Raw genomic sequence first — 21721 nt, forward strand, 5'->3', positions numbered from 1 at the left:
AAGGGAAAAGCAAAAACAGGAACTCTGGTTTCTTGTTTTCTTTGCGCCTTTGCGGCTTTGCGTTAAATACGCTTTAAGGCCTCACCTGCCCCGCCCCGTACACGATGAACTTGGTGGTGGTGAGGTCGGTGAGCCCCATCGGGCCGAAGGAATGAAGCTTCGTGGTCGAGATGCCGATCTCCGCCCCCAGGCCGAGCTGGTTGCCGTCGGAGAAGCGGGTCGAGGCGTTCACCATGACCACCCCCGAGTTCACCTCACGGATGAAGCGCTGGGCGTTGGCGTAGTCGCCGGTGATGATGGACTCGGTGTGCAGCGAGCAGTAACGGTTGATGTGGTCGATGGCGGCATCCATCCCGTCCACCACCCGCGCCGCCAGGATCAGTTCCAGGTACTCGGCGTACCAGTCCTCCTCGGTCGCCGCCCCGGCCTGCGGTGCGAACTTGCGGAATTCCTCGTCGCCCCGGACCTCCACCTTCTGTTCGGAAAGCGCCTGATAAATGAAGGGGACGAAGCGCTCGGCAACGTCCTTATGGATGAGCAGGGTCTCCAGGGCGTTGCAGACGCCGGGGCGCTGCACCTTGGCGTTGATGATGATGTCGCGCGCCATGTCGAAGTCGGCGGTGGCGTCCACGAAGATGTGGCAGACCCCCTTGTAGTGCTTGATCACCGGGATCTTCGAGTTCTCGACCACGAAGCGGATCAGGCTCTCGCCCCCCCTCGGGATGATCACGTCGATGAACTCCTCCTGTTTGAGCATCTCGGTCACCCCCTCGCGCTCCGTAAAGGGGATGAGCGACAGGGCTGCCGCCGGGATGTTGCGCTTGGCGAGCTCGGCTTTCAGGATCTCCGCGATGGCGAGGTTCGAATGAATCGCCTCGGAGCCGCCGCGCAGCACTACCGCGTTGCCGCTTTTAAGGCAGAGCACCGCGGCGTCCGAAGTGACGTTCGGGCGGGACTCGTAGATGATGCCGATCACCCCGAGCGGGATGCGCATCTTGCCGACCATGAGGTCGTTGGGGCGCTTCCACATGCCGGTCACCTCCCCCACCGGGTCGGGGAGTGCGGCGACCTCGCGGATGGCGTCCGCCATACCCTTGATGCGCACCTCGTTCAGCATGAGGCGGTCCAGCATGGCAGCGGAAAGGCCGTGCTCTTTCCCTGCTTCGAGGTCCTTCTTGTTCTCGGCGATGATCTCCTCGCAGTTGTTCACCAGCCCGTGCGCCATATCGAGCAGGAGCTCGTTTTTGACGGCGGAAGAGAGTTTTGCCATGGCGAAGGAAGCCTGCCTGGCCTCGGCGGCGATGGTGCGGATCTGTTCGGCGACTGACATGTGTACCTCCAACTTTTGTAAGGCTGAACCGGCAAGCCCTCACCCCGCCCCTCTGCCGGAGGGCTATGGGGCTCAGATTTTAACCTAGAACGTAGAACCCGGAACGTAGAACGTTTCTCAGAGAATTACGAGGTTGTCCCGGTGGATGACGTCGTCCCCGTAGCGGAAGCCCAGGATCTCCTCGATCTCGCCGCTTTTGTGACGACAGATCTTTTCGATCTCTTGGCTTGAGTAATCGACGATGCCGCGGGCGAACTCGTTTCCCTCTGCGTCGAGCACCCTGACGCACGCCCCGCGGGCGAAGCGCCCTTCGACTTTCACGATCCCGGAGGGGAGAAGGCTCCTGCCGTGGGTGGCGAGGGCGCCCTTGGCACCGGCATCGACGACCAGGTTACCCGCCGGCTTGATGGTGAAGGCGATCCAGTGCTTGCGGCGGTTCAGCGCTTCGCCTGCCGGCAGAAACAGCGTGCCGACAAGCTCCCCGCTCATGACGCGAGCTAAGTTACCCTCACCCTTCCCCGCGAAGATGATGGCGGCAACGCCCGATTTCACGACCTTTTTCGCCGCGGCGAGCTTGGTGGCCATGCCGCCGGTCCCGACGCTCGTGCCGCTTCCCCCCGCGCCGCGCTCCATCTCCCGGGTCACCGCCCCCACCTGGTGGATGAGGGTCGCCGCCGGGTCGGTGCGCGGGTCGGCGGTATAGAGACCGTCGATGTCGGTCATGATCAGGAGGAGCTGCGCCTCCACGAGGTTCGTGACCAGCGCCGAGAGGTTGTCGTTGTCGCCGAACTTCAGCTCATCGACGACGACCGTGTCGTTCTCGTTGATGACCGGGATGATGCCGCAGGAAAGCAGCGTATCGAGCGTGCCGCGCGCATTCTGGAAGCGGCGCCGGTTGGCCAGGTCGTCCCGGGTCAGGAGGATCTGGGCGACCTTCAGGTCGTAGCCGGAGAAGGCCTCCTCGTAGGCACGCATCAGGCGGGACTGCCCGACGGCTGCGGCGGCCTGCTTCTGCGGAAGGGTGCGCGGTCGATCCGGCAGGCCAAGCGCCGGACGCCCCGCCGCCACCGCACCGGAGGAGACCACGACCACCTCGATCCCCTTCGCACGAAGCCCCGCGATCTGCGATGCCAGACCGTTCAGAAATACGGGGTCGACCCCGTTGTCCTCGCAGGTCAACACGCCGGAGCCGATCTTCACCACGATTCTCTTAACTTTTTTGAGCAGTTCTTTACGCATTCCGGGTTCCGATAACGTTTAGTAAAGGCCAGGATACTAACACGATTCATACTCCGTGGCAATTTTCTTAAGGAAAGCCACGGCTCAAACTCATTGACAAAGACCGGGGCGGTCTTTAGACTGTGCGACATTCTCGAGGTGACTGTTGCTGAACAAAGAGCTGTGGAAAAAACGAATTTACAGCATTCTTTCGCTAGACAACCATCCGGGGCACATTGCCGCCGGGTTCGCTGTCGGCGTCTTCATCAGCTTCACCCCGTTCTTCGGGCTCCACACCGCACTCGCAGTAGCCGCCGCCTTTCTCTTCCGACTTAACAAGCTCACCTGCATCACCGGCGCCTGGGTCAACACCCCCATCACGATGGTTCCCGTTCTCGGCATCAGTTACAAGCTGGGGGCCTTCCTGCGCGGACGTCCCATCAAGGACCTCCCCGTTTCCGGCGCGCTCGAGTGGCACAACCTGGAGCGCTACGCGAAGTCGCTGGTCCTCGGCTCCTCCCTCCTCGGCTTCGCTGCCGCGGTCGTCGCCTACTTCCTCTGTTATTACCTGGTGCTCCGCTTCCGCGCCAAGGACGCCACCCAGGCGGAGCAGGCCGAAGAGATGGACAAGGTCGGCGAAGAGCTGGAATAGCCAAAAAAAATCGGGAGCGGCTTAGCAGCCACCCCCGATTCACATCCCGATTTCCTTCCTGCTTTACTTACCCAGAAACGGCGAGAAAACGATGTAGCTGACGAAGCCGGCCGTGGCCGATGCTGGTATGGTGATGATCCACGCCAGGACGATACGGTAGGCGACCGCCCAGTTCACCGCCGAGATCCTCTTCGACAGCCCCACGCCGAGGATGGAGGAGGTGATGACGTGCGTGGTCGAAGTGGGAAGCCCCATGGCAGAGGCGCCCAGGATGACCCCGGCGGAGGCGGTTTCGACGCAGAATCCGTGCACCGGCTGCAGCTTCACGAAGTCGTGCCCGACCGTCTTGATGATCCTCCAGCCGCCCGCGGCGGTGCCAAGGCCCATGGCCACGGCACAGGAGATCTTGACCCAGTTGGGAACTTCGAAGGTGGCGAGGGAGCCGTAGCTCACAAGCGCCATGGTGATAACCCCCATGGACTTCTGGGCGTCGGCGGTGCCGTGCGAGAAGGCCATAACCGCGGCGGAGAAAATCTGCAGCTTGCGGAACACCTTGTTCAGGTTGTACGGCGCCTTGTTCCTGAAGATCCACATCATCCCCACCATGAACAGGAAGCCGAAGAAGGCGCCGACGATCGGCGACACAATGAGGACGGTTACGATCTTCTTAAGGCCCGCCCAGTGCAGCGCCGAAGTCCCGGCATGTGCCACCACCGAACCCGCCAGCCCGCCGATGATGGCGTGCGAGGAGGAAGAAGGGAGCCCCCAGTACCAGGTGATGAGGTTCCAGATGATGGCGCCGGTGATGCCGGCAAGCACCACCATCTGCGTGATGTTGTTGGCGTCCACGATCCCCTTGCCGATGGTCGCGGCGACCTTGGTGGAGATCATCGCCCCGACGAAATTCAAGCCCGCAGCCATGAAGATGGCGGTCCTCACGGTGAGGGCCCGGGTGGAGACGCAGGTCGCGATGGCGTTGGCGGTATCGTGGAACCCGTTGATGTAGTCGAACAACAAGGCCGCGCCGATTACCGCGACCAGCAGGACCAGGGTAACCTCAGGCATTTTTTACCACCACGCTTTCCAGGATGTTCGCGGCATCCTCGCACTTGTCCGTTGCCGTCTCGAGGGTCTCGTAGATCTCCTTCCACTTGATGAGCTGGATCGGGTCCTTCTCCTCGGCGAAGAGACGGCTGATAGCCTCGCGGCAGACGCGGTCCGCCTCGTTCTCCAGGGCGTTGACCTCGATGCAGTAGGCGCTGATCGGCTCGAGCTTGCCGCCCAGCAGGGCGACCGTCTTGTCGATGGTCTGGCAGGACTTGAGGATCAGGAAGGCGAGTTCCTTCGACTCGGGAGTCGGCTTGGTGACGTTGTACATGACGAAGCGCTGCGCGGAGGCGTCGATCAGGTCGAGGATGTCGTCAAGGGCCGAGGAGAGGGCGTAGATGTCCTCGCGGTCGAAGGGGGTGATGAAGCTCTTGTTCAGCTTCTTGATGATGTCGTGGGTGATGGTGTCGCCCTTGTGCTCGACCTCTTTGATCTTGCGCTGGCTCGCCACCGGATCGTCAAAGTTGTCCAGCATGTCCTTAAGGAGTTGCGCCCCCTCGATGATGTTGTGAGACATATCCCTGAACATGGCGAAAAACTTTTCATCTTTCGGTATCAACCCAAACATTTAACCCTCCGATCGGTGTCGGCCCCAGGCCGAATCTAGTTGCAAACTGGGGAGATATAGCACATCCGCGACAAATATTAAACAATGAATTACGTAATGCAACAGCGCTAATTAGCGACCTGGCGTTTACCATTGCGCGCCCAGAGGGACTGGCGCGACGCCCCTGCCTGTGTATTATTTATCCTTAATTCTTAAGGACGCGATCCGGGAGGACACATGAGCGGCGGTATCAAATGCTGGCCCGAGGCGGAACGCCCCCGGGAAAAGCTGATGCGGAAAGGGGCCTCGGCCCTGTCCGAAGCCGAACTGCTCGCGCTGATCCTGGGGAGCGGGGACGCCGCAAGCGGCCGCAGCGCTATCGACCTCGGCCGCGAGCTCATGCTCCAGTTCAAGTCGTTGCGCGCCCTGGCCGATGCCTCGTGCAGCGAGATCCAGCAGGTAAAGGGGATCGGTCCGGCCAAGGCCGCCTGCATCCTCGCCGCCCTCGACCTCTCAAGGCGCATCCGCGAAAAGGAGGGGCGTCCCATCGAGTCCTTCGTCCGCTTCTCCTCCGCATCCCAGGTCTTCGAACACCTGAACCACGAGTTCCGGGACCGCCACACGGAACAGTTCATGGCGCTCCTGCTCGACGGCAAAAACCGCATCATCACCCGCGCCATGATCTCGGAGGGGTCGCTGAATCAGAGCATCGTGCATCCAAGAGAGGTGTTCAACGCTGCGGTGCGCCAGTCCGCAGCGGCGATGATCCTTCTGCACAACCACCCGACCGGCGACCCTACTCCCAGCCCCGAGGATCTCGAGGTCACCCGCCGTCTCTGCGAGGCTGGACAGCTCATGGGCATCCGCGTGCTCGACCACATCATCATCGGGGAAAACGAGTTCTACAGTTTTGCCGACCACGGGCAGCTCTAGCACACTGGAAAAGGAGAGAACATGCGCAAATCCATCGTTACGCAGGAAAGCCCGGACGCCGGGAAGGGGATCGACTGGTTGGATCTCGAGAGCATCGCGCGGGTCGAGATCACTTCAGAGGACCCGCTGCAGCCGATCGAGTCGGCGCTGCAGCCCATCGGCGCCCCGGGCTGGTGTGCCGACGCGCCTGGCCCCCAGCGGATCCGCGTGCTGTTCGACCACCCCCAGAGGATTTCCCGGATCTACCTGCTCATCAGCGAGGAAGAGGTCGGCAGGACCCAGGAGTTCGTGTTGCGCTATGCGCAGGAGGGAAGCGATACCTTCCGCGAGATCGTGCGGCAGCAGTTCACCTTCGCTCCTCCCGGCACCACGGTCGAACAGGAGGAGTACCAGGTGGAACTGGCCGGGGTGACGGCTCTCGAACTGGAACTCGTTCCCGATCTTTCCGGAGGAACGGCAAAAGCGAAGCTTGGAAGGCTGCTCTTCGCCTGAAAATCCGAAATCAGGACAAAAAAAAGCGCCGAAGCGAAAGGAGGACTCCACCGTCGGCGCAAAAGTTGGGTTTTGGTTGGTCGAGCGGCTCGTTTCGCCCGCTCTTGCCTTTCTTATTACAAGAGCGATGCCAACCGTGTCGGCAGGCAAAATTTTTCCAAAGTGATTGATTTTACGAGCGAAACAACCCACACACTCCGAACGGCCAGCCGACGGGCAGAGTTCAACTTCTGCACAGTAAATCTTGAACAGCACCGGCTATCCGCGCCAAGTCCTCATAACCTTTAGCTTTTGCAGTTTTTGAACAGGAGTTCAAAACTTGCACACCGCGTTGCACCACTTGAATCCTCCCCACAAACCGGCGTCCCGTCCATCCGGCAAACAGAAATAAAAGGAGGCCACGTGATTGCACGTGGCCTCCTCGGTAAGCCCTCCCTATTTCGGCTCAGCTCGCCGCTACTTCTGCACCCAGCGGTCGTTTTGCAGCTGCATCCACCACCCGGGCTGCGCCGCCTCACGCTTCGTCTCGGCGAAGGTCGCGGCCGCTTTCCCCAATACCTGGTTCATCGCCTCCTTGCTCTCCTTCTGCTTTTGCAGCTTGAGGATCGCCTTCGCCATGCTCGTCACCACGACCTTGCGGCTCTGGTTTTCCGAAGAGACCAGCGCCTCGTCCTGCGGGGCGAGCTTCCCTTTGGCCGAAGGAGGTATCACGACGAGACCCTGTTTGGAGAGGCCGACCGAACCGCCGGCAAAAAGCGTGTTCAGCCGCGGGAGCCGCTTGCTCATGTCGTCGTAGGCCTTCAGCACCTCGGGCATGCTCGAGAGCTCCACCGCCAGGGCATCGGCGTCAGCATCGGTGTCGGCCGCATAAGCCGCGGTGACCAGGGAGAAATCAAAGACCCGGCTCTGCGGCTTCTCCTGCGGCGCGGCGGGCGGCACCCCGGGAGGAACCTTCTGGCCGCCGGGAGCCTCACCGGTTTTCAGCAGCATGTCGTCAAGGGACTTGTACGCCTCCTTGGCCGCCTTCTCCGGAAAATAGACGTTCACCGTGATCACCGCACACGCGGCAAGGAAAATACAGGAGACAGAGAACAGCAGTTTGATCAGTTTCGTTTTCATAAAAGCCTCCGGCGTTGGTATCGTCGTTCATGAATATAGCACAGCACCTTCACTCTTCCCACTTGAACTCCGGCGCCGCTTCCGGCGGTGGCGCTGCCGTGCCCTTTTTCTGCTCCGGCTCTCCGGTTGCCGGCTTGCCGCGCACCGCCGCCTCCCTGATCGACTCCAGGAGATGGCCGAGTCCTATGCGGTTCTGGGTCGGCGCTATGTTGACGTTCAGATCCTTCACCCCGACGAAGTTGGTGTTGACGATCCTCAAGGTGTTGAAGGTGAGGTCGCCGTCCTGCAGGGTCGCCTTGATCTCCGCCGCGTCGTAGGGGCGATCGCGGCTCAAAAAGAACCCGCTCAGTTTCTGCTTCGCCAGCCGCTGCAGGAATTCCTTGCTGACCAGCATCTTCTCATCCTTCCCTTCGCGGGCCCACAGCTCCACAAAGCCTGCGGTGCCGTCGATACCGCCCCCCGTACCGCGAAAACTGATGACGCCGTCCACCTTCCCCGAGATATACCCCTGGACACTCGGGATGCTGCCGCAGAGCTGTTTCAGGCTCACCCCGTTCACCAAAAGGTCGGCCCGATAGTTCGCCTTGGTCCCCATGGCAAGATAGCCGGTCCCGAGGATGGCGCCCTTGTAGAGCGTCGCACGCAAGGGGAGCACCTCCATCACTCCGTTTGACGCGCGCAACTGCAGGGCGAGCTTTTCGAGCTGCAGCGTCCCGTAGGAGATGCGGTCGATGTTCAGCGCGTTGCCTCCCGCAGACATCCCCTTGAGCTCCGCTAGGACGCGCCGGTAATTGCCGCGACTGAACTCCCTGCTGTCGCGGGGCCTTGGTGCGGCCTTCGCCGAGAAATCCATGGAAACCGGGAGGGTTCCGTCGATGCCGGAAATGGTGAGCTTCTGTGATGGAGAATCGATGCCGCCGCCATGGACCTCCAACCGTCCATCGAGGAGCTGCCGTCCCCCACGCAGCTCGAGTTTCCCGCCCCCCGAGAGCGTTCCCTTGAGGGTCGCCTCCTGTATCGCCTGCGGCATCAGGTTGATGGCGGTGTCGACGAGGGCATCCACCGGTGTCTCGGGAAGGGACAAGGTGAGGGAGCCCTCCCGCGCCGGCGACGCGGCACGCGCCACCTCGCCCCGTACCCGCAAGGCGACCCCTTTCCCCGGGGAGAGGAGTCCCTCACCTATGGACAGTTTCCCCGACGCGTAGTTCCCGGAGAGGAACAGGGATCCGCCGGAAAGGGCACGCTTGCCGTCCTTGGACGCCGAGAGGTTGCGTCCTTTGATATCGAAGCGGCAGTCGAGTCCCCTTTTCCCCGCATAGCTGCCGCTCGCGCGCAGGTCGATCTCCCCGCCGGTGGGCCTTGTCGCCGCGTCATGCTTCAGAAAACCGGCCGCCTGGGCTGCCGCAGCACCGGTAAGGGAGAGAGAGAACTGGCCCGTGTCCGGGGTGAAGGGGCGGAACTTACCCTGTCCGGCGAGCTTTCCTCCCAGGAGCGAGCCGCTCACCTCTGCTTCCCCCCCCTCTCTGGAGAAGACCGCCTGCAAAGCGGGGGCGCCGATCCCTTTTCCCTTGAGCGTTACCGACTTGGTCGAGATATGGGCTTTTCCTTCCAGCCACCGCTCCTCCCCGGAGCGCACCAGTAGTCCACTGAAGCGTCCTGCCACACCGGCAAGGTCGAGATCGCCCTGCCGCAGCGCCCCGCCTTCGAGCTCCCAGGCCAGAGGGGTGCGCCCGGTTGCCCCCTTGGGAGGTAGTTCCCCGCTCAGACGAGCGATGGCAAGACGCGTGTCTCCCAGCCGTCCCTGCACCCCCTCGAGGGTGAGCTTGGTACCGTCGACCCGGTAGGCGAGGCGTGCATCCCCTCCCTTGCCGTCCAGGGTGAGACCGGCAAGACGTGCCTCCCCCGAAGCTTGAAGCCGTCCGGCGCGGCGGCCGAACTGCGCGGTAACCGCACCGTCTTTGACGGCGGCTGATGTCTTCCCTCTTTTTGCGGAGACGCCTGAGAGGAGCAGTTTTGCGGTGGCGGTGAAGTCGCTTCCTCCCTTGCCGCTTGCGGCGAGCGTACCGGAAAGGACTCCGGTACCGGTCTCGGCACCGTAGCGCTTCAACAAGGGGTTCAGCGAGGAGACCTTTGCCTCGCCGATCTTCAGGGACGCGGAGATGGGCTCCGGACGCGCGGCATCGAAGGCAAGATCGCCCGTTGCAGGGATGCCCATCAGGCGCGCGCTCGCCTTGCTGCTTTCAAAGCGCACCGGCTTAAGCTGCGGAGTGAGGATGAGGTCGAAAGGAAGCTCGACGGCTTCGACCAGGGCCTTGCCTGTTGCCTGAGGCGCCGAGAGCCTACCCGCCAGCGCAACGCCCCCTCCCTTGCCGGCAACGTTCGCCTTTCCCGAAAGCCCGCTCACCAACGTCTCACCTCCCCTGGCAAGGCTCCCCTCCTCGAGGACAAGAACGCCGGTGGCGCTTTCCACCCCACGAGGGGCGCTTCCCTCCACGCGTAGCGACTCGCAGCGCAACTGGCCGCCGTAGAGAAGGCCGCCACGGGCCTTGTCCGCCAACAGGGCGTTCAAAAGGGCGAGATCGACGCGGTCTACGGCGAAGAGGAGGGCGAACTCACGCTCCTTTCTTACCCCGGACACGCTCCCTTCGCCGTGCAGTTGCGCCACGTCTTTTATCTCGAGAGTCGCGTCGGCAAGGTCGGCACGGTCCTCTTCCAGACCGTAGGTCCCGGTGAAATTCAGGGAACCGGCCACGGGATAACTGCCGCGGGCGGCGGGGAGCTGGATGTCGCGGAAGCGGAAGGCGCCGGAGAAGCGGAGTTCCCCTTTGGCGAGAACGGCGGTAACGGCGAGAGAGCCCCCCGCTTTCCGGAACGGTTCCGGGGTCTTCAGCTTGAAAAGAGCCGCGGCACGCTGCAGGGACAGGGTGGGGGCGCTCAAGGAGAGATCCAGCGCGGCCTCGCCCCCCGGGCGTGCGGTCCCGCCCAAGTGGTAGGAATTACCTGCCGGGTCCTGGAAGACGAGGTCTAGCTGCGCGCTACGCGAGCCGCCGGTCGCGAGGTTGAAAAGCTTCAGGTTCATCCCCTGCACGCCCTCGCCCTGCACCGATAGCGAGCCGTTCACCACCGCGAGCTTCCCGATTACCGTTTCGGGCGCGGGGCGCGCCGGTGGCTTTTTCGCGGCAAGTCTTCGCTTCAGTTCCGAGAAGTTCCATGCGCCTGCCGGGTTCTTCCGTAAGTCGATGCTCCCCTTCTCGATGGAGATGGACTCGAAGTTGCGGCGCCCACGCAAGAGGTCCCACCATTTGGGCGTTACGGTCACCGAATCGGCGGCGACAAGGTCGGGTCCGGCAAATCCCTTCGGGGAGTGCAACCGGATCCCGCGCAGGACTACGCTGCGCCCCGAAAGCCCTACCTTCGCCACGGTGAATTCCTGCTGGAGCGTGGAGGTGATGAACCGAGACAACTGGCGGGCGGGAAGCGGGGTGGCGAGATAGATTTCCAGCGCGAGGAAGATAAGCAGGATAAGGGCGAGCAGCGCGGCAGCGCAGAAGGTTGCGAGCCGTCCCGGCCCTTCTAAGGTGAATTTTCTGCCGACGTCGTTGCCCATGTGACCCCTTTCTTCGCAGGGTGAACTTTACCTTGGATCGTCAAGATGGGCAAGGACGGGCTTCAGGAGCGGGAGGAGGCTTTGAGAGAGGGATGGAACGAAAAAGGGGCGCCCGCTTTCCGGACGCCCCTTCCTTTTCCAACTAATACTGTCGCCCTTAGGCCGGCAGTGCGGGAAGCTCGAGGCCGGCCATCTTCTGGACCATGCGCACGACCTGGCAGCTGTAGCCGAACTCGTTGTCGTACCAGACGTAGAGCACGCAGCGGTTACCCTGCACGATGGTGGCGAGTGAGTCGACCACGCCCGCGTGACGGGAACCGACGAAGTCGCTGGAGACGACGTCCGGGGAGTTCGTGTAGTCGATCTGGTTCTGCAGCGGCGAGTCGAGGGAGATGGCGCGCAGGTAGCTGTTCAGCGTCTCCACGTCGGTCTCCTGCTTGAGCTGCAGGTTGAGGATCGCGAGCGAAACGTTCGGGGTCGGGACGCGGATCGCGTTGCCGGTCAGCTTGCCGGTCAGTTCCGGAAGCACCTTGGCTACGGCCTTGGCGGCGCCGGTCTCGGTGATGACCATGTTGAGCGGGGCGCTCCGCCCGCGGCGATCGGCCTTGTGGTAGTTGTCGATCAGGTTCTGGTCGTTGGTGTAGGAGTGGCAGGTCTCGACGTGACCGCTCACGATGCCGAACTTGTCGCTCACCGCCTTCAGCACCGGAACGATGGCGTTGGTGGTGCAGCTAGCCGCGGAGAAGATGGTCTCTTGCGCTACGATCAGCTCGTTGTTGATGCCGGCGACCACGTTGGGGATGTCACCCTTGCCCGGCGCGGTGAGGAGCACCTGGGAAACGCCCGGCGCCTTCAGGTGACGGCCGAGACCTTCGCGGTCGCGCCACTTGCCGGTGTTGTCGATGACAATGGCGTTGCGGATGCCGTACTGGGTGTAATCGACGTTCTCAGGGGCATCGGAGTAGATGATGCGGATCATGTTGCCGTTGGCGATGATCGCGTTTTCTTCTTCGTCGATGGTGATGATGCCGTTGAACTGGCCGTGCACGGAGTCGCGGCGCAAAAGGCTCGCACGCTTCACCAGATCGTCGGGGCCTCCCTTGCGCACTACCGCTGCGCGCAGGCGGAGTTTTTCGCCGCTGCCGGATTTTTCAACGAGGATGCGGGCGAGCAGGCGGCCGATGCGGCCGAAACCGTAGAGCACGATGTCCTGCGGCTCGTCGAGCAGCGATGTGCGGCCGGTGTTGACCGAGGCCAGTTCGCTCGCCACGAAGTCGTCGACGGAGACCTTGCCCTGCAGCGCCTGGTAACGGACGGCAAGCCTGCCGAGGTCGATGCGTGCCGGCGCGATGTCCAGCTTGCTCACGGCCTCGAGAACGGGGAACGTCTCCTGAACGGTCAGCTCGCCGTCGAGGACCAGACGAGCGAAACGATGCGCCTTGAGGATCTCGATGGTCGGGCTGTTTACCAGCGAACGGCCGTACACGGTGGTGACGACGTTGTTGTCGCGGTAAAGGTGACCGATGATCGGGAGCATGCGCTCGGCAAGCTCCTCATGGCTCTGCCATTCCTTCAAATAAGCTTCCTGTTTCTCAATCTTCATAGTTCGTCCCTTCGCGGAAGATAATGCCGGGGAAGTTCCGAGAGGCTCCCGGCGCAAAACTTAAGTGTCACAGGGCCGACGCACTACTGTCAACTGCCACCGAGGGCATCGCCTAAGTACACTGAATCACTTCGCGGTTGACAGAACGACAGGAGCTGGAACGGCCAAAACTCCCGCATACTACAGTATTTTCGTGATGTAAACAATTGAAAGTTCAGGGAGATATTTAAGTAATGTTTTTGTTAATTATTTACGGCACATTTTGCTCGCACGGCGATCACATCGGCATCGTTCGCGCCGCGCTAATCTTTGCACTTGCCGCCTATCTCGTGCTATCCTTCCGGCTTGTGCCGACAGCCGCCCCCGCCGTTTCACCCGGTTGCCGGCAGGCCCCGGCGCGCCCGCTGCGGCCACGGCCGATCGGCCCAAATTCATCGACCCGGAAAACGCAATGAGAACCATCGTACTGCTGATCCTTTCCAACGTGTTCATGACCTTCGCCTGGTACGCCCACCTGAAGGACCTGCGCAGCGCGCCGGTCTACGTCGCCATCCTGGCCAGTTGGGGCATCGCCCTTTTCGAGTACATGCTGCAGGTCCCCGCGAACCGCGCCGGGTTCGGGACCTTTAACCTGGGACAATTAAAGATAATGCAGGAAGTCATCACCCTGTCCGTCTTCGTCCCGTTCGCCGTCTTCTACATGGGGCAACCACTCAAACTTGACTACCTCTGGGCCGGGCTCTGCATGGCGGGGGCGGTCTTCTTCATCTTCCGCGGGTAAAAAAGGAGCAAATGATGATCTGCGTACTGGCTTCGATTCGAGTCAAGGAGGGCGCGCGCGAGGCGTTCCTCGACATCTTCAACGAGAACGTCCCCAAGGTGAAGGGTGAGGCGGGATGCATCGAGTATTTCCCGGCCCTCGACGTCGACGCCGCTCTCCCCGTGCAGGTGCGCGACGAAAAGGTGGTGACCATCATCGAGAAATGGCAGAGCGTGGAGGCGCTGCATGCACACCTCGCCTCGCCGCACATGCTCGAATACAAGGAGCGGGTACGGGACCTCGTGGAAGAGGTGACGCTCAAGGTGCTGCAGCCGGTTTAGACGCGAGGGAACGGGTATGGCGGCGAAAGGGAGAAGCGCGAAGGGGCGCGGATTGCGCGTGGTGTCGTTCTTCGAGGCCCTGAAGGGGGCGGTGGTCCTCCTTGCGGGATGCGGGGTACTGACGCTGATCCACAAGGACCTGCACCATATCGCGGTGCGGCTCGTGCAGCTTTTGCACATGAACCCGGCGCGGCACTACCCGAGCATCTTCATCGACGCCGCCAACCGCGTCACCGATTTTCAGCTCTGGATGCTCGCGCTCTCCGCACTCGCCTACGCCTCGGTCCGGCTTATCGAGGCTTACGGGCTGTGGCACGAGAGGAGATGGGCGGAATGGTTCGGCTTTCTCTCCGGAGCGGTTTACCTTCCCGTCGAGATGTTCGAGATCTTCCGTAAGCCCGACGCCCTGCGCCTCGCCGTGTTCCTGGTCAACCTGGGTGTCGTAGGCTACCTCGCCTCCGCCATCAAATGCTCGAGAAGCTCCCGTCGCTGCTAAGCGAGGTACGGGCGCAAAACCTCGAGAGAGCGCTCCAGATGCGGCTTGCTGTGCGACTCTATCGTATAGGCGGCGTCCGGCGCGTACCTTTCCATCAGTTGGAAGAAAAGTCCGAAATCGACGGCCCCTTCTCCCGGGGGTGCATGGTCGTCCTTCGTCCCGCCGTTGTCATGGATGTGCACTTCCTTGATCCGCGCACCCAGCGCCTCGAACCACCTCTCCATGGAAACCTGCTTGAAAAGGTTCCAGTGCCCCACGTCGAAGCAGTGCCCGAAGGAAGGGTCCTCCACCGCCTCGAAGAGCGCCTGCAGGGTTGACGGCTCTTCCTCGAAGATGTTCTCCACCGCGACTGCCGCGCCGATCGCCTTGGTCCGCTGCAGCACGCTTTGCCAGGCGGCGACGCTCAGCTCAAGCCACGCACCCCTCGCCTCTCCGTAACGCCAGCGGTCAAAGCCCGGGTGGAACACCATCACCTCGGGGCGCAGGATCTCGGCAGCATCGAGCACCTGCCGGAAACGGTGCATGGTGGCATCGCGCAGCAGCCGCTCCAGCGAACCCGGGTTCAGGTCCATGAACGGCGCGTGGATGGTGCAGGAAAGCCCCTCACCCTGCAGCGTCCGCGCGGTCTCCGCGAGATGCGCCGGGGTGGCCGCGTCGAGCGCGTCGGCGGAGAGATAAATCTCCGGGCTCAGACGGCGCTCCATGACAAAGGGGAGATGCTCCCGGATCTGGGCGTACGGTACGTGGGCGAAAACTCTTTTATTCATCCTTCTTCCTGTGTTTCTTGATCATTTCCTCAGCGCAGCCGTCGCAGCGCACCAACTGGTCCAGTTTCTGTATCGCCGCCGGCTCTCCCAGCACGATTAGCGTGTCATGCGCCTCGATCTTCGTATGCGACTCCGGGTTGAAAACCATCCTGCCGCTTTGCTTCTTGACCCCGACGATGATGACGCCGGTCTCCTTGCGGAAGCCGGAACTCGCCAGGGTCTCCCCGATGAAACCGGAATGCATCGGGATCAGGATCTCCTCCATCTGCAATTCGAGGTGCTCCCGTCCGGTGGCGATTTCGATGAAGTCGACCACCGTCGGCCGCAGGATCGCCTGCGCCATCCTCGAGCCGCCGATCAGGTAGGGGGAAACGACCTTGTTCGCCCCGGCGCGCTTCAGCTTGATCTCCGACCCCTCCTCCCCCGCCCGGGCCAGGATGAATAGGTCGGGGTTCAAGCCGCGCGCGGTGAGCGTGATGTACACGTTCTCGGTATCGGAGGTGACCACGGAGATGAGCCCCTTCGCCTTCTTGATCCCCGCCTTCAGGAGCACGTCGTCGATGGTCGCGTCGCCCGGCAGGAACAGGTAGCCGTTGCCGTCCTTCTCCATCTGGGCGATCATGTCCGTGTCTTTTTCCACCACCACGAAGGGAAGCGGTTTGGCTGCGAATTCCTTGCAGATGAGGGAGCCGATGCGCCCGAACCCGCAGATGATGTAGTGCCCGTCCAGGGCCGCTATCGCCTTTTCCACCTTTTTCCTCCCGAGGATCCTCTGGAACTGCCCCTCGAACATGATCTGGGCGAGACTGCCCACGATGTAGCCGATGACGCCGACCCCGAAGAAAATCAGCATCATGGTGAACATCTTCCCCACGTGGCTCAGGTCGTGGACCTCCCGGAAGCCGACCGTACCGAGGGTGATCACCGTCATGTACAGGGCGTCCAAGAGACTCCACCCCTCAATCGTCATGTACCCGCAGGTGCCGACGGTAAGGAGGAGCAGCAACACCCCTATGGAAATTTTGAAATGCCGGACCGGATCCATAGCCGAAACTCCCTCAGCGTCGCAACATACAGACCGCGACAGGACATTTCAAGCATTTTCATGTGCATCCCCCTAAATTTCAGAGGGAAGTTCTTGACAATCTTTGGATACTGTATACAATACGGCGATCATTCAAGGGGGCCGCATGAAGAAGAGCGTAGAAAAGCACCTTACCCTTAGAGAACGCATACTTGAGACCATCCGCGACGCCATCATGTCGGGCGCTCTCAAGCCTGGAGAAAAGGTCGCCGAACCCGAACTTGCCGCCCGCTTCGGAATCAGCCGCACGCCGATCCGGGAAGCCTTCCGCCAGTTGGAATCCGAAGGATATCTTTCCGTCATCCCGCGCAAGGGAGCGCTGGTCGCCAGCTTCTCCGCCAAGGACGTCGAAGAGTTCTACGCCATAAAGAGCATTCTGGAAGGTTACGCCGCCCGCAAGGCCTGCATGCAGCTAAGCACGCGCGAGATAAACAAGCTTGAGGCGATAAACGAGAAGCTGCGCGAGATCGCTGAGGAAGGTGACGTGCGCCACTTCTTCAAGGTGCACAACAGCTTCCACGACCTCTTCATCAAGGGGGCCGGCAACGAAAAGCTGCACGACATGATCGCCCAGCTGCTGAAGAAGTTCCAGCGTCTGCGCATGGCGTCGCTCATGAAGCCCGGGAGGATGCAGCTCTCGGTCGAGGAGCACGAGAAGATCATCGAGGCATTCCGCATGCGCGATCCGGTGATGGCCGAGATGCTCGTGCAGAAAAACGCCGAGTACGGCGGCAAGGTCCTCATCGAGGAGGAAGACTCCCCCGAGATGTGGACCGCCAAGGGACTCGACCTCTAGCCCGCCATTCAAACCCGCGAAGCCTTTCAGCCCGCGGGTTTTCTTTTGCCCGCACCGCTCGTGTCACTTCCGGCACTCCTCCCCTTGTCCAATTGTCAACCGTCCATCATCAATTGCCCCCCGAACCAGTGGATTTTCTTTGCCTCATTCATCGCTTTGGGTTAAATTAGCCCTTTGCCATTTCAATGAGTGGAGGGGCTTCGTGCAGCAGCTGAAATTGATCCCTAAAGTGGACCGGGTTCTCGAATGGGAAGGGGTGCGCCGGCTTCTCGCCGAGCAGCCGAGGGAGCTCGTGCTGAAGGCGGTACGCCAGGTGCTGGATCTGCTTCGTGCCGGGGCACGCGCCGGCTCCCTCGACGACGCGGCCTTTGCCGAAAACGCGGTCTGCGCCGCAGTGGCGCGCGAACTGCGCATGCTGACCCGCCCGAGCCTGCGGCGGGTCATCAACGGCTCCGGCATCGTCATCCACACGAACCTCGGGCGCTCCATCCTCCCCGAGGCCGCCCGCGATGCCCTCAACACCATCGCCTTTTCTTACTCGAACCTCGAGTTCGACCTCGACGAGGGGGTACGGGGGAGCCGCTACAGCCACGTCGAGGCCCTCTTGTGCGAGCTGACCGGTGCCGAGGCCGCCATCGTGGTGAACAACAACGCTGCGGCGGTGCTGCTGACCTTGAGCGCAATGGCGGCGGGACGCGAGGCGGTGGTCTCCCGCGGCGAGCTGGTCGAGATCGGCGGCTCGTTCCGGATACCCGAAGTGATGCGGCTTTCCGGTGTGACGCTCAGGGAAGTCGGCACCACGAACCGGACCCATCCGAAGGACTACCAGAACGCGGTGAACGAAGACACCGCGGTCTTTCTGAAAGTGCACTGCAGCAACTTCGCGGTTTTGGGCTTCACCAAAGAGGTGAGCGCGGAAGAGATGGTGGAGCTCGGCAAAAAGGCGGGCGTACCGGTCCTGGCCGACATGGGGAGCGGGAACCTCGTAGACCTATCCGGGAAGCTCCCCTGCCCCGAGCCGACGGTGCAGGACTTCGTGCGCGCCGGTGTCGACGTCATCACCTTCAGCGGCGACAAGCTCCTGGGCGGCCCGCAGGCAGGCATCATCGTCGGCAAGAAGCACTTCATCGAGGCGATGAAGAAGCACCAGCTCTTGCGCGCGCTCAGGATGGACAAGCTGACCCTGGCGAGCCTCGAAGCGACCCTAGCCCTCTACCGCGACGAGATGGTGGCCTTCAAGGAGGTGCCGACCCTGCGCATGTTGACCGCCACCCTCCCCGAGCTCACCGCCCGCGCCAGGAAGATCGCGGGACAGTTGCGCCGCCGCACGCCGGACGCAGTCAGCTTCAAGCTGACCGACGGATTCTCGCAGGCAGGTGGCGGCACCCTGCCGCTTCTGAACCTCCCCACCATGCTCATCGAGGTCGCCGTGGATGGGCTTTCCCCGAACGACATCGAATCGAGGCTCAGGGGGATGGAGATCCCGGTCATCGGCAGGATCAGCAAGAACGCCTTCCTGCTCGACCCGCGCACCCTGCAGGACGACGACCTGCCGGATCTGGCCGCCGCCCTGACCGCCTTGGTCGGGTAGGGAGCGATCCGCTTTTCCAGGCGGCGTGTCTCGCTCACTTTGGTGATATTTAACTGGTTTTTTCACAGCCAAACTGTAATAATTCGGCGCTTTCCCCCTCGGGGAAGCCGCTCTCACAATCGAGGTTAGTTTTGGCCAGGGTTTTCGCGCTTATTCCAGCCGCGGGCATGGGAAAGAGGATGGGGGCGGGGTACAACAAGCAGTACCTCGCGCTGGACGGCATGCCGATCGTCGCGCACACCGTGCGGGTCTTCCAGGAGGCCGCCTGCATCGACGCCATCTACCTCGTCTCCCCCGAGCAGGAGATTCCCTTTTGCCGCAGCGAGGTGGTCGAACGCTACGGCTTCACGAAAGTGCGGGCCATCGTACCGGGAGGCGCGGAGCGGCAGCACTCGGTCCATAACGGCCTGCGCGCCATAGAGGGAATCGCCCCGGACGACCTGGTGCTGATCCACGACGGGGTGCGCCCCTTCGTCACCGCCGCCATGCTCGAAGCGTCGGTCGCCGCAGCGCAAGCCTCAGGCGCCGCCATCGTAGCGGTCCCGGTCAAGGACACCGTCAAAGTGGTGCGCGATGGGGTCATCGCCGAGACGCCGGCGCGGGAGCAGCTCTGGCTTGCCCAGACGCCGCAGGCCTTTCGCTACGGCCTGATCCGCGCCGCTCACGACGAGGCCGCCGCCGATGGTTTTCTCGGAACCGACGATGCCTCGCTCATGGAGCGCCAGGGGAAACCGGTGCAGGTCGTGAGAGGCGACTACACGAACATAAAGATTACGACTCCCGAGGACATGATCCTCGCCGAGGCTTTTCTGAAGGAGAAGAAGTGAAATGATGCGCATCGGACACGGCTACGACGTACACAGACTGGTGGAGGGGCGCAAACTGATCCTCGGGGGGGTCGACGTCCCGTACGTCAAAGGGCTTCTCGGGCATTCCGACGCCGACGTGCTCCTGCACGCCATCTCCGACGCCATCCTGGGCGCCATCGGCGAAGGGGACATAGGCAAGCACTTTCCCGACACCGATCCGGCCTACAAAGGGGCGGACAGCCTGAAGCTTCTGCACCACGTCATGGACCTCGCGGAAAACAAGGGATACAGGATCGGCAACGTCGACGCCACCGTGGTCGCGCAGCGCCCGAAACTGGCCCCGTTCATCGCGCAGATGAGAAGCAACATCGCGGCGACGCTCGGCACCGAGGAAGACCGGGTGAACGTCAAGGCGACCACCACCGAGGAACTCGGCTTCGCCGGCAGAGGCGAAGGGATCGCCGCCTACTCCGTGGCGCTTTTGCAAAGAAGGGAATAAGAGCTTACCCCCTCGCCCACCGGGAGAGGGTGGCCGGAGGCCGGGTGAGGGCCTTGCCATGAGCAACCCAGCAACCTCCCGGCAGCCCCTTGCAGATAAGCGACGCCCTCACCCCGCCCCTCTCCCTGAGGGAGAGGGAGATATTACGGCGCGTTTGCCCATAACGCCTTCGACACGGCAGCACCATATTTCATTCAAATTTACGCACGCCCGGGTAGTACCGGTTGCGGACAGGACGACGATATGAGCACAACAGAAGAAACACCAGTAGTCGAGAAAGCGGCCAACTTCATCCGCAACATCGTCACCGACGATCTCAAAAACGGCAAACACAAGAGCATCGTGACCCGCTTTCCGCCGGAGCCCAACGGCTACCTGCACATCGGTCACGCCAAGTCCATCTGCCTCAACTTCGGCCTCGCCCGCGACTTCGGCGGCCGTTGCCACCTGCGCTTCGACGACACGAATCCCGCGAAAGAAGACATCGAGTACGAGGATTCCATCAAGGAGAACGTTAAGTGGCTCGGCTTCGACTGGGGCGAGCACATGTACTACGCCTCGAACTACTTCGAGAAGTTCTACCAGTACGCGCTCGTCCTCATCGAGAAGGGGCTTGCCTACGTGGACAGCAGCAGCGCCGACGAGATCCGCGCCATGCGCGGCACCCTGAACGAGGCGGGGAAGGAAAGTCCGTACCGCAGCCGCAGCGTCGCCGAGAACCTCGACCTCTTCGCCCGCATGCGCGCAGGCGAATTCGAGGACGGTACCCAGGTGCTCCGCCTTAAGATCGACATGGCCTCCCCGAACATCAACCTGCGCGACCCGGTCATCTACCGCATCAAGAAGGTCGACCACCACAGGACCGGCGACGCCTGGTGCATCTATCCGATGTACGACTACGCGCACTGCATCTCCGACGCCATCGAGGGGATCACGCACTCCATCTGCACCCTCGAATTCGAAGATCACCGCCCGCTCTACGACTGGGTGCTCGACCAGCTCCCGGTCCCTTGCCACCCGCAGCAGATCGAGTTCGCCCGCCTCAACCTGAACTACACCGTGATGAGCAAGAGAAAGCTCCTCGAACTGGTGCAGGAGAAACTGGTGGACGGCTGGGACGACCCGCGCATGCCGACCCTGGTCGGCATCAGGCGCCGCGGCTTCACCTCGGAGTCGATCCGCGCCTTCTGCGAGACCATCGGCGTCGGCAAGAGCGACAGCCTCATCGACATGAGCATCCTTGAGGACGCGGTGCGCGAGGACCTTAACGTCCGCGCCCCGCGCGCCATGTCGGTGCTGCGTCCCCTGAAGGTGGTCATCGAAGGGTACCCGGAGGGGCAGACCGAGGAGTTCGAGGCGGCGAACCACCCGAACAACCCGGATATGGGAAGCCGCATGGTTCCCTTCAGCGGCACGGTCTACATCGAACGCGACGATTTTCAGGAGGAGCCGGTCAAAGGGTTCTTCAGGATGGCGCCGGGCAAGGAAGTGCGCCTGCGTTACGCCTACATCGTGAAATGCGAGTCGGTGGTGAAGGACGAAAAAGGCGAGATCGTCGAGGTCCGCTGCAGCTACGACCCGGCCTCCCGCGGGGGGAGCGCGCCGGACGGCAGGAAGATCAAGGGAACCATCCACTGGGTGAGTGCTGATCACGCCGTCGACGCCGAGGTCCGTCTCTACGACCGCCTGTTCAGCACGCCGAATCCGGGCGGCAAGAACGAACCGGATTACCGCACCTCGCTGAACCCGAAGTCCATCGAAGTGCTGAAGGGTTGCAAGCTCGAGCCGTCCCTCGCCTCGGCAACCATCGAGGATCGCTTCCAGTTCGAGCGGCTGGGATACTTCTGCCTCGACATGAAAGACTCCCGTCCCGAGGCGCCGGTCTTCAACAGGACCGCCACGTTGAGGGACTCCTGGAGCGAGCAGAAGCGCTAAAGTTCAGCATCATCCCCTCGCCCTCCGGGAGAGGG

20 protein-coding genes are annotated in these 21721 nt (G+C 62.2%); 11 read left to right on the forward strand and 9 right to left on the reverse strand.

The window, feature by feature from the left end; translation table 11 throughout:
* Window positions 1-73 precede the first annotated feature (73 nt).
* On the reverse strand, window positions 74-1330 hold the full coding sequence (locus tag D6Z24_RS01640) for a glutamate-5-semialdehyde dehydrogenase (RefSeq protein ID WP_129124797.1): 1257 nt from the start codon (window positions 1328-1330) through the stop codon (window positions 74-76).
* A gap of 117 nt (window positions 1331-1447) precedes the next feature.
* The gene (gene proB, locus D6Z24_RS01645; protein WP_129124798.1) at window positions 1448-2569 is read right to left on the reverse strand and encodes a glutamate 5-kinase; all 1122 of its coding nucleotides are present in this window, start codon (window positions 2567-2569) and stop codon (window positions 1448-1450) included.
* A 145-nt stretch (window positions 2570-2714) separates the two neighbouring features.
* On the opposite strand from proB, the gene D6Z24_RS01650 reads away from it, so the two are divergent.
* Window positions 2715-3200 (forward strand): DUF2062 domain-containing protein, encoded by a 486-nt coding sequence (locus D6Z24_RS01650; RefSeq protein ID WP_129124799.1) that lies wholly within the window; start codon window positions 2715-2717, stop codon window positions 3198-3200.
* A gap of 63 nt (window positions 3201-3263) precedes the next feature.
* Here the strand turns inward: D6Z24_RS01650 and D6Z24_RS01655 are convergent, their stop codons facing one another.
* Both D6Z24_RS01655 and D6Z24_RS01660 read right to left on the reverse strand, forming a co-directional pair.
* Complete coding sequence (locus D6Z24_RS01655; protein ID WP_129124800.1) at window positions 3264-4265, reverse strand: inorganic phosphate transporter; 1002 nt, start codon at window positions 4263-4265, stop codon at window positions 3264-3266.
* Complete coding sequence (locus tag D6Z24_RS01660; protein WP_129124801.1) at window positions 4258-4875, reverse strand: DUF47 domain-containing protein; 618 nt, start codon at window positions 4873-4875, stop codon at window positions 4258-4260. Before D6Z24_RS01660 ends, D6Z24_RS01655 begins: the two co-directional genes overlap by 8 nt.
* 216 nt (window positions 4876-5091) lie before the next feature.
* Here D6Z24_RS01660 and radC point away from each other — a divergent pair, with 216 nt between their 5' ends.
* Both radC and D6Z24_RS01670 read left to right on the forward strand, forming a co-directional pair.
* The gene (radC, locus tag D6Z24_RS01665; protein WP_129124802.1) at window positions 5092-5787 is read left to right on the forward strand and encodes a RadC family protein; all 696 of its coding nucleotides are present in this window, start codon (window positions 5092-5094) and stop codon (window positions 5785-5787) included.
* Window positions 5788-5808: 21 nt separating this feature from the next.
* A complete protein-coding gene (locus tag D6Z24_RS01670; RefSeq protein ID WP_129124803.1) occupies window positions 5809-6279 on the forward strand; it encodes a hypothetical protein in 471 nt (156 codons plus the stop codon).
* Window positions 6280-6735: 456 nt separating this feature from the next.
* Here the strand turns inward: D6Z24_RS01670 and D6Z24_RS01675 are convergent, their stop codons facing one another.
* From D6Z24_RS01675 to D6Z24_RS01685, 3 genes are all read right to left on the reverse strand, one after another.
* Complete coding sequence (locus D6Z24_RS01675; RefSeq protein ID WP_129124804.1) at window positions 6736-7398, reverse strand: DUF1318 domain-containing protein; 663 nt, start codon at window positions 7396-7398, stop codon at window positions 6736-6738.
* Between the two features lie 49 nt (window positions 7399-7447).
* Window positions 7448-11005 (reverse strand): AsmA family protein, encoded by a 3558-nt coding sequence (locus D6Z24_RS01680; protein ID WP_129124805.1) that lies wholly within the window; start codon window positions 11003-11005, stop codon window positions 7448-7450.
* 157 nt (window positions 11006-11162) lie between these two features.
* Window positions 11163-12608 carry a glyceraldehyde-3-phosphate dehydrogenase gene (locus D6Z24_RS01685; protein WP_129124806.1) on the reverse strand — a complete coding sequence of 482 codons (1446 nt, stop codon included), beginning with the start codon at window positions 12606-12608 and terminating at the stop codon, window positions 11163-11165.
* A 451-nt stretch (window positions 12609-13059) separates the two neighbouring features.
* Here D6Z24_RS01685 and D6Z24_RS01690 point away from each other — a divergent pair, with 451 nt between their 5' ends.
* Genes D6Z24_RS01690 through D6Z24_RS01700 form a run of 3 tightly spaced genes read left to right on the forward strand, consistent with a single transcriptional unit; the run spans window position 13060 to window position 14205 of the window.
* Window positions 13060-13389, forward strand: a complete 330-nt coding sequence (locus D6Z24_RS01690; RefSeq protein ID WP_129124807.1) for a DMT family protein — start codon at window positions 13060-13062, stop codon at window positions 13387-13389.
* Window positions 13390-13403: 14 nt separating this feature from the next.
* Window positions 13404-13709: a putative quinol monooxygenase gene (locus D6Z24_RS01695; protein ID WP_129124808.1), complete on the forward strand. Its 306-nt coding sequence runs from the start codon at window positions 13404-13406 to the stop codon at window positions 13707-13709.
* 16 nt (window positions 13710-13725) lie between these two features.
* Window positions 13726-14205: a DUF2127 domain-containing protein gene (locus D6Z24_RS01700; RefSeq protein ID WP_129124809.1), complete on the forward strand. Its 480-nt coding sequence runs from the start codon at window positions 13726-13728 to the stop codon at window positions 14203-14205.
* On the opposite strand, the gene D6Z24_RS01705 is transcribed toward D6Z24_RS01700, so the two are convergent.
* The gene (locus tag D6Z24_RS01705) at window positions 14202-14972 is read right to left on the reverse strand and encodes a sugar phosphate isomerase/epimerase family protein (RefSeq protein WP_129124810.1); all 771 of its coding nucleotides are present in this window, start codon (window positions 14970-14972) and stop codon (window positions 14202-14204) included. The two genes, D6Z24_RS01700 and D6Z24_RS01705, sit on opposite strands and share 4 nt — an antisense overlap.
* Window positions 14965-16017 carry a potassium channel family protein gene (locus tag D6Z24_RS01710; RefSeq protein WP_129124811.1) on the reverse strand — a complete coding sequence of 351 codons (1053 nt, stop codon included), beginning with the start codon at window positions 16015-16017 and terminating at the stop codon, window positions 14965-14967. Before D6Z24_RS01710 ends, D6Z24_RS01705 begins: the two co-directional genes overlap by 8 nt.
* Before the next feature lie 145 nt (window positions 16018-16162).
* Here D6Z24_RS01710 and D6Z24_RS01715 point away from each other — a divergent pair, with 145 nt between their 5' ends.
* The 5 genes from D6Z24_RS01715 to D6Z24_RS01735 all read left to right on the forward strand — a co-directional run bounded on the left by D6Z24_RS01715 (window position 16163) and on the right by D6Z24_RS01735 (window position 21686).
* Window positions 16163-16852, forward strand: a complete 690-nt coding sequence (locus D6Z24_RS01715; RefSeq protein ID WP_129124812.1) for a GntR family transcriptional regulator — start codon at window positions 16163-16165, stop codon at window positions 16850-16852.
* Window positions 16853-17054: 202 nt separating this feature from the next.
* On the forward strand, window positions 17055-18443 hold the full coding sequence (selA, locus tag D6Z24_RS01720) for an L-seryl-tRNA(Sec) selenium transferase (protein ID WP_129124813.1): 1389 nt from the start codon (window positions 17055-17057) through the stop codon (window positions 18441-18443).
* Between the two features lie 131 nt (window positions 18444-18574).
* Complete coding sequence (gene ispD / locus D6Z24_RS01725) at window positions 18575-19270, forward strand: 2-C-methyl-D-erythritol 4-phosphate cytidylyltransferase (RefSeq protein ID WP_129124814.1); 696 nt, start codon at window positions 18575-18577, stop codon at window positions 19268-19270.
* Window positions 19271-19274: 4 nt separating this feature from the next.
* Window positions 19275-19751: a 2-C-methyl-D-erythritol 2,4-cyclodiphosphate synthase gene (ispF, locus tag D6Z24_RS01730; protein ID WP_129125400.1), complete on the forward strand. Its 477-nt coding sequence runs from the start codon at window positions 19275-19277 to the stop codon at window positions 19749-19751.
* 243 nt (window positions 19752-19994) lie between these two features.
* Window positions 19995-21686 carry a glutamine--tRNA ligase/YqeY domain fusion protein gene (locus tag D6Z24_RS01735; protein ID WP_129124815.1) on the forward strand — a complete coding sequence of 564 codons (1692 nt, stop codon included), beginning with the start codon at window positions 19995-19997 and terminating at the stop codon, window positions 21684-21686.
* Window positions 21687-21721: the final 35 nt, after the last annotated feature.

Source organism: Geomonas oryzae, assembly GCF_004117875.1.
Taxonomy (GTDB): Bacteria; Desulfobacterota; Desulfuromonadia; order Geobacterales; family Geobacteraceae; genus Geomonas; species Geomonas oryzae.

Bases quoted from the DNA above. Each gene is read 5' to 3' on its own strand.
- D6Z24_RS01640 (WP_129124797.1), bottom strand. From the start codon at position 1,330: ATGTCAGTCGCCGAACAGATCCGCACCATCGCCGCCGAGGCCAGGCAG.
- proB (WP_129124798.1), bottom strand. From the start codon at position 2,569: ATGCGTAAAGAACTGCTCAAAAAAGTTAAGAGAATCGTGGTGAAGATC.
- D6Z24_RS01655 (WP_129124800.1), bottom strand. From the start codon at position 4,265: ATGCCTGAGGTTACCCTGGTCCTGCTGGTCGCGGTAATCGGCGCGGCC.
- D6Z24_RS01660 (WP_129124801.1), bottom strand. From the start codon at position 4,875: ATGTTTGGGTTGATACCGAAAGATGAAAAGTTTTTCGCCATGTTCAGG.
- radC (WP_129124802.1), top strand. From the start codon at position 5,092: ATGAGCGGCGGTATCAAATGCTGGCCCGAGGCGGAACGCCCCCGGGAA.
- D6Z24_RS01670 (WP_129124803.1), top strand. From the start codon at position 5,809: ATGCGCAAATCCATCGTTACGCAGGAAAGCCCGGACGCCGGGAAGGGG.
- D6Z24_RS01675 (WP_129124804.1), bottom strand. From the start codon at position 7,398: ATGAAAACGAAACTGATCAAACTGCTGTTCTCTGTCTCCTGTATTTTC.
- D6Z24_RS01680 (WP_129124805.1), bottom strand. From the start codon at position 11,005: ATGGGCAACGACGTCGGCAGAAAATTCACCTTAGAAGGGCCGGGACGG.
- D6Z24_RS01685 (WP_129124806.1), bottom strand. From the start codon at position 12,608: ATGAAGATTGAGAAACAGGAAGCTTATTTGAAGGAATGGCAGAGCCAT.
- D6Z24_RS01690 (WP_129124807.1), top strand. From the start codon at position 13,060: ATGAGAACCATCGTACTGCTGATCCTTTCCAACGTGTTCATGACCTTC.
- D6Z24_RS01695 (WP_129124808.1), top strand. From the start codon at position 13,404: ATGATCTGCGTACTGGCTTCGATTCGAGTCAAGGAGGGCGCGCGCGAG.
- D6Z24_RS01700 (WP_129124809.1), top strand. From the start codon at position 13,726: ATGGCGGCGAAAGGGAGAAGCGCGAAGGGGCGCGGATTGCGCGTGGTG.
- D6Z24_RS01705 (WP_129124810.1), bottom strand. From the start codon at position 14,972: ATGAATAAAAGAGTTTTCGCCCACGTACCGTACGCCCAGATCCGGGAG.
- D6Z24_RS01710 (WP_129124811.1), bottom strand. From the start codon at position 16,017: ATGGATCCGGTCCGGCATTTCAAAATTTCCATAGGGGTGTTGCTGCTC.
- D6Z24_RS01715 (WP_129124812.1), top strand. From the start codon at position 16,163: ATGAAGAAGAGCGTAGAAAAGCACCTTACCCTTAGAGAACGCATACTT.
- ispF (WP_129125400.1), top strand. From the start codon at position 19,275: ATGCGCATCGGACACGGCTACGACGTACACAGACTGGTGGAGGGGCGC.
- D6Z24_RS01735 (WP_129124815.1), top strand. From the start codon at position 19,995: ATGAGCACAACAGAAGAAACACCAGTAGTCGAGAAAGCGGCCAACTTC.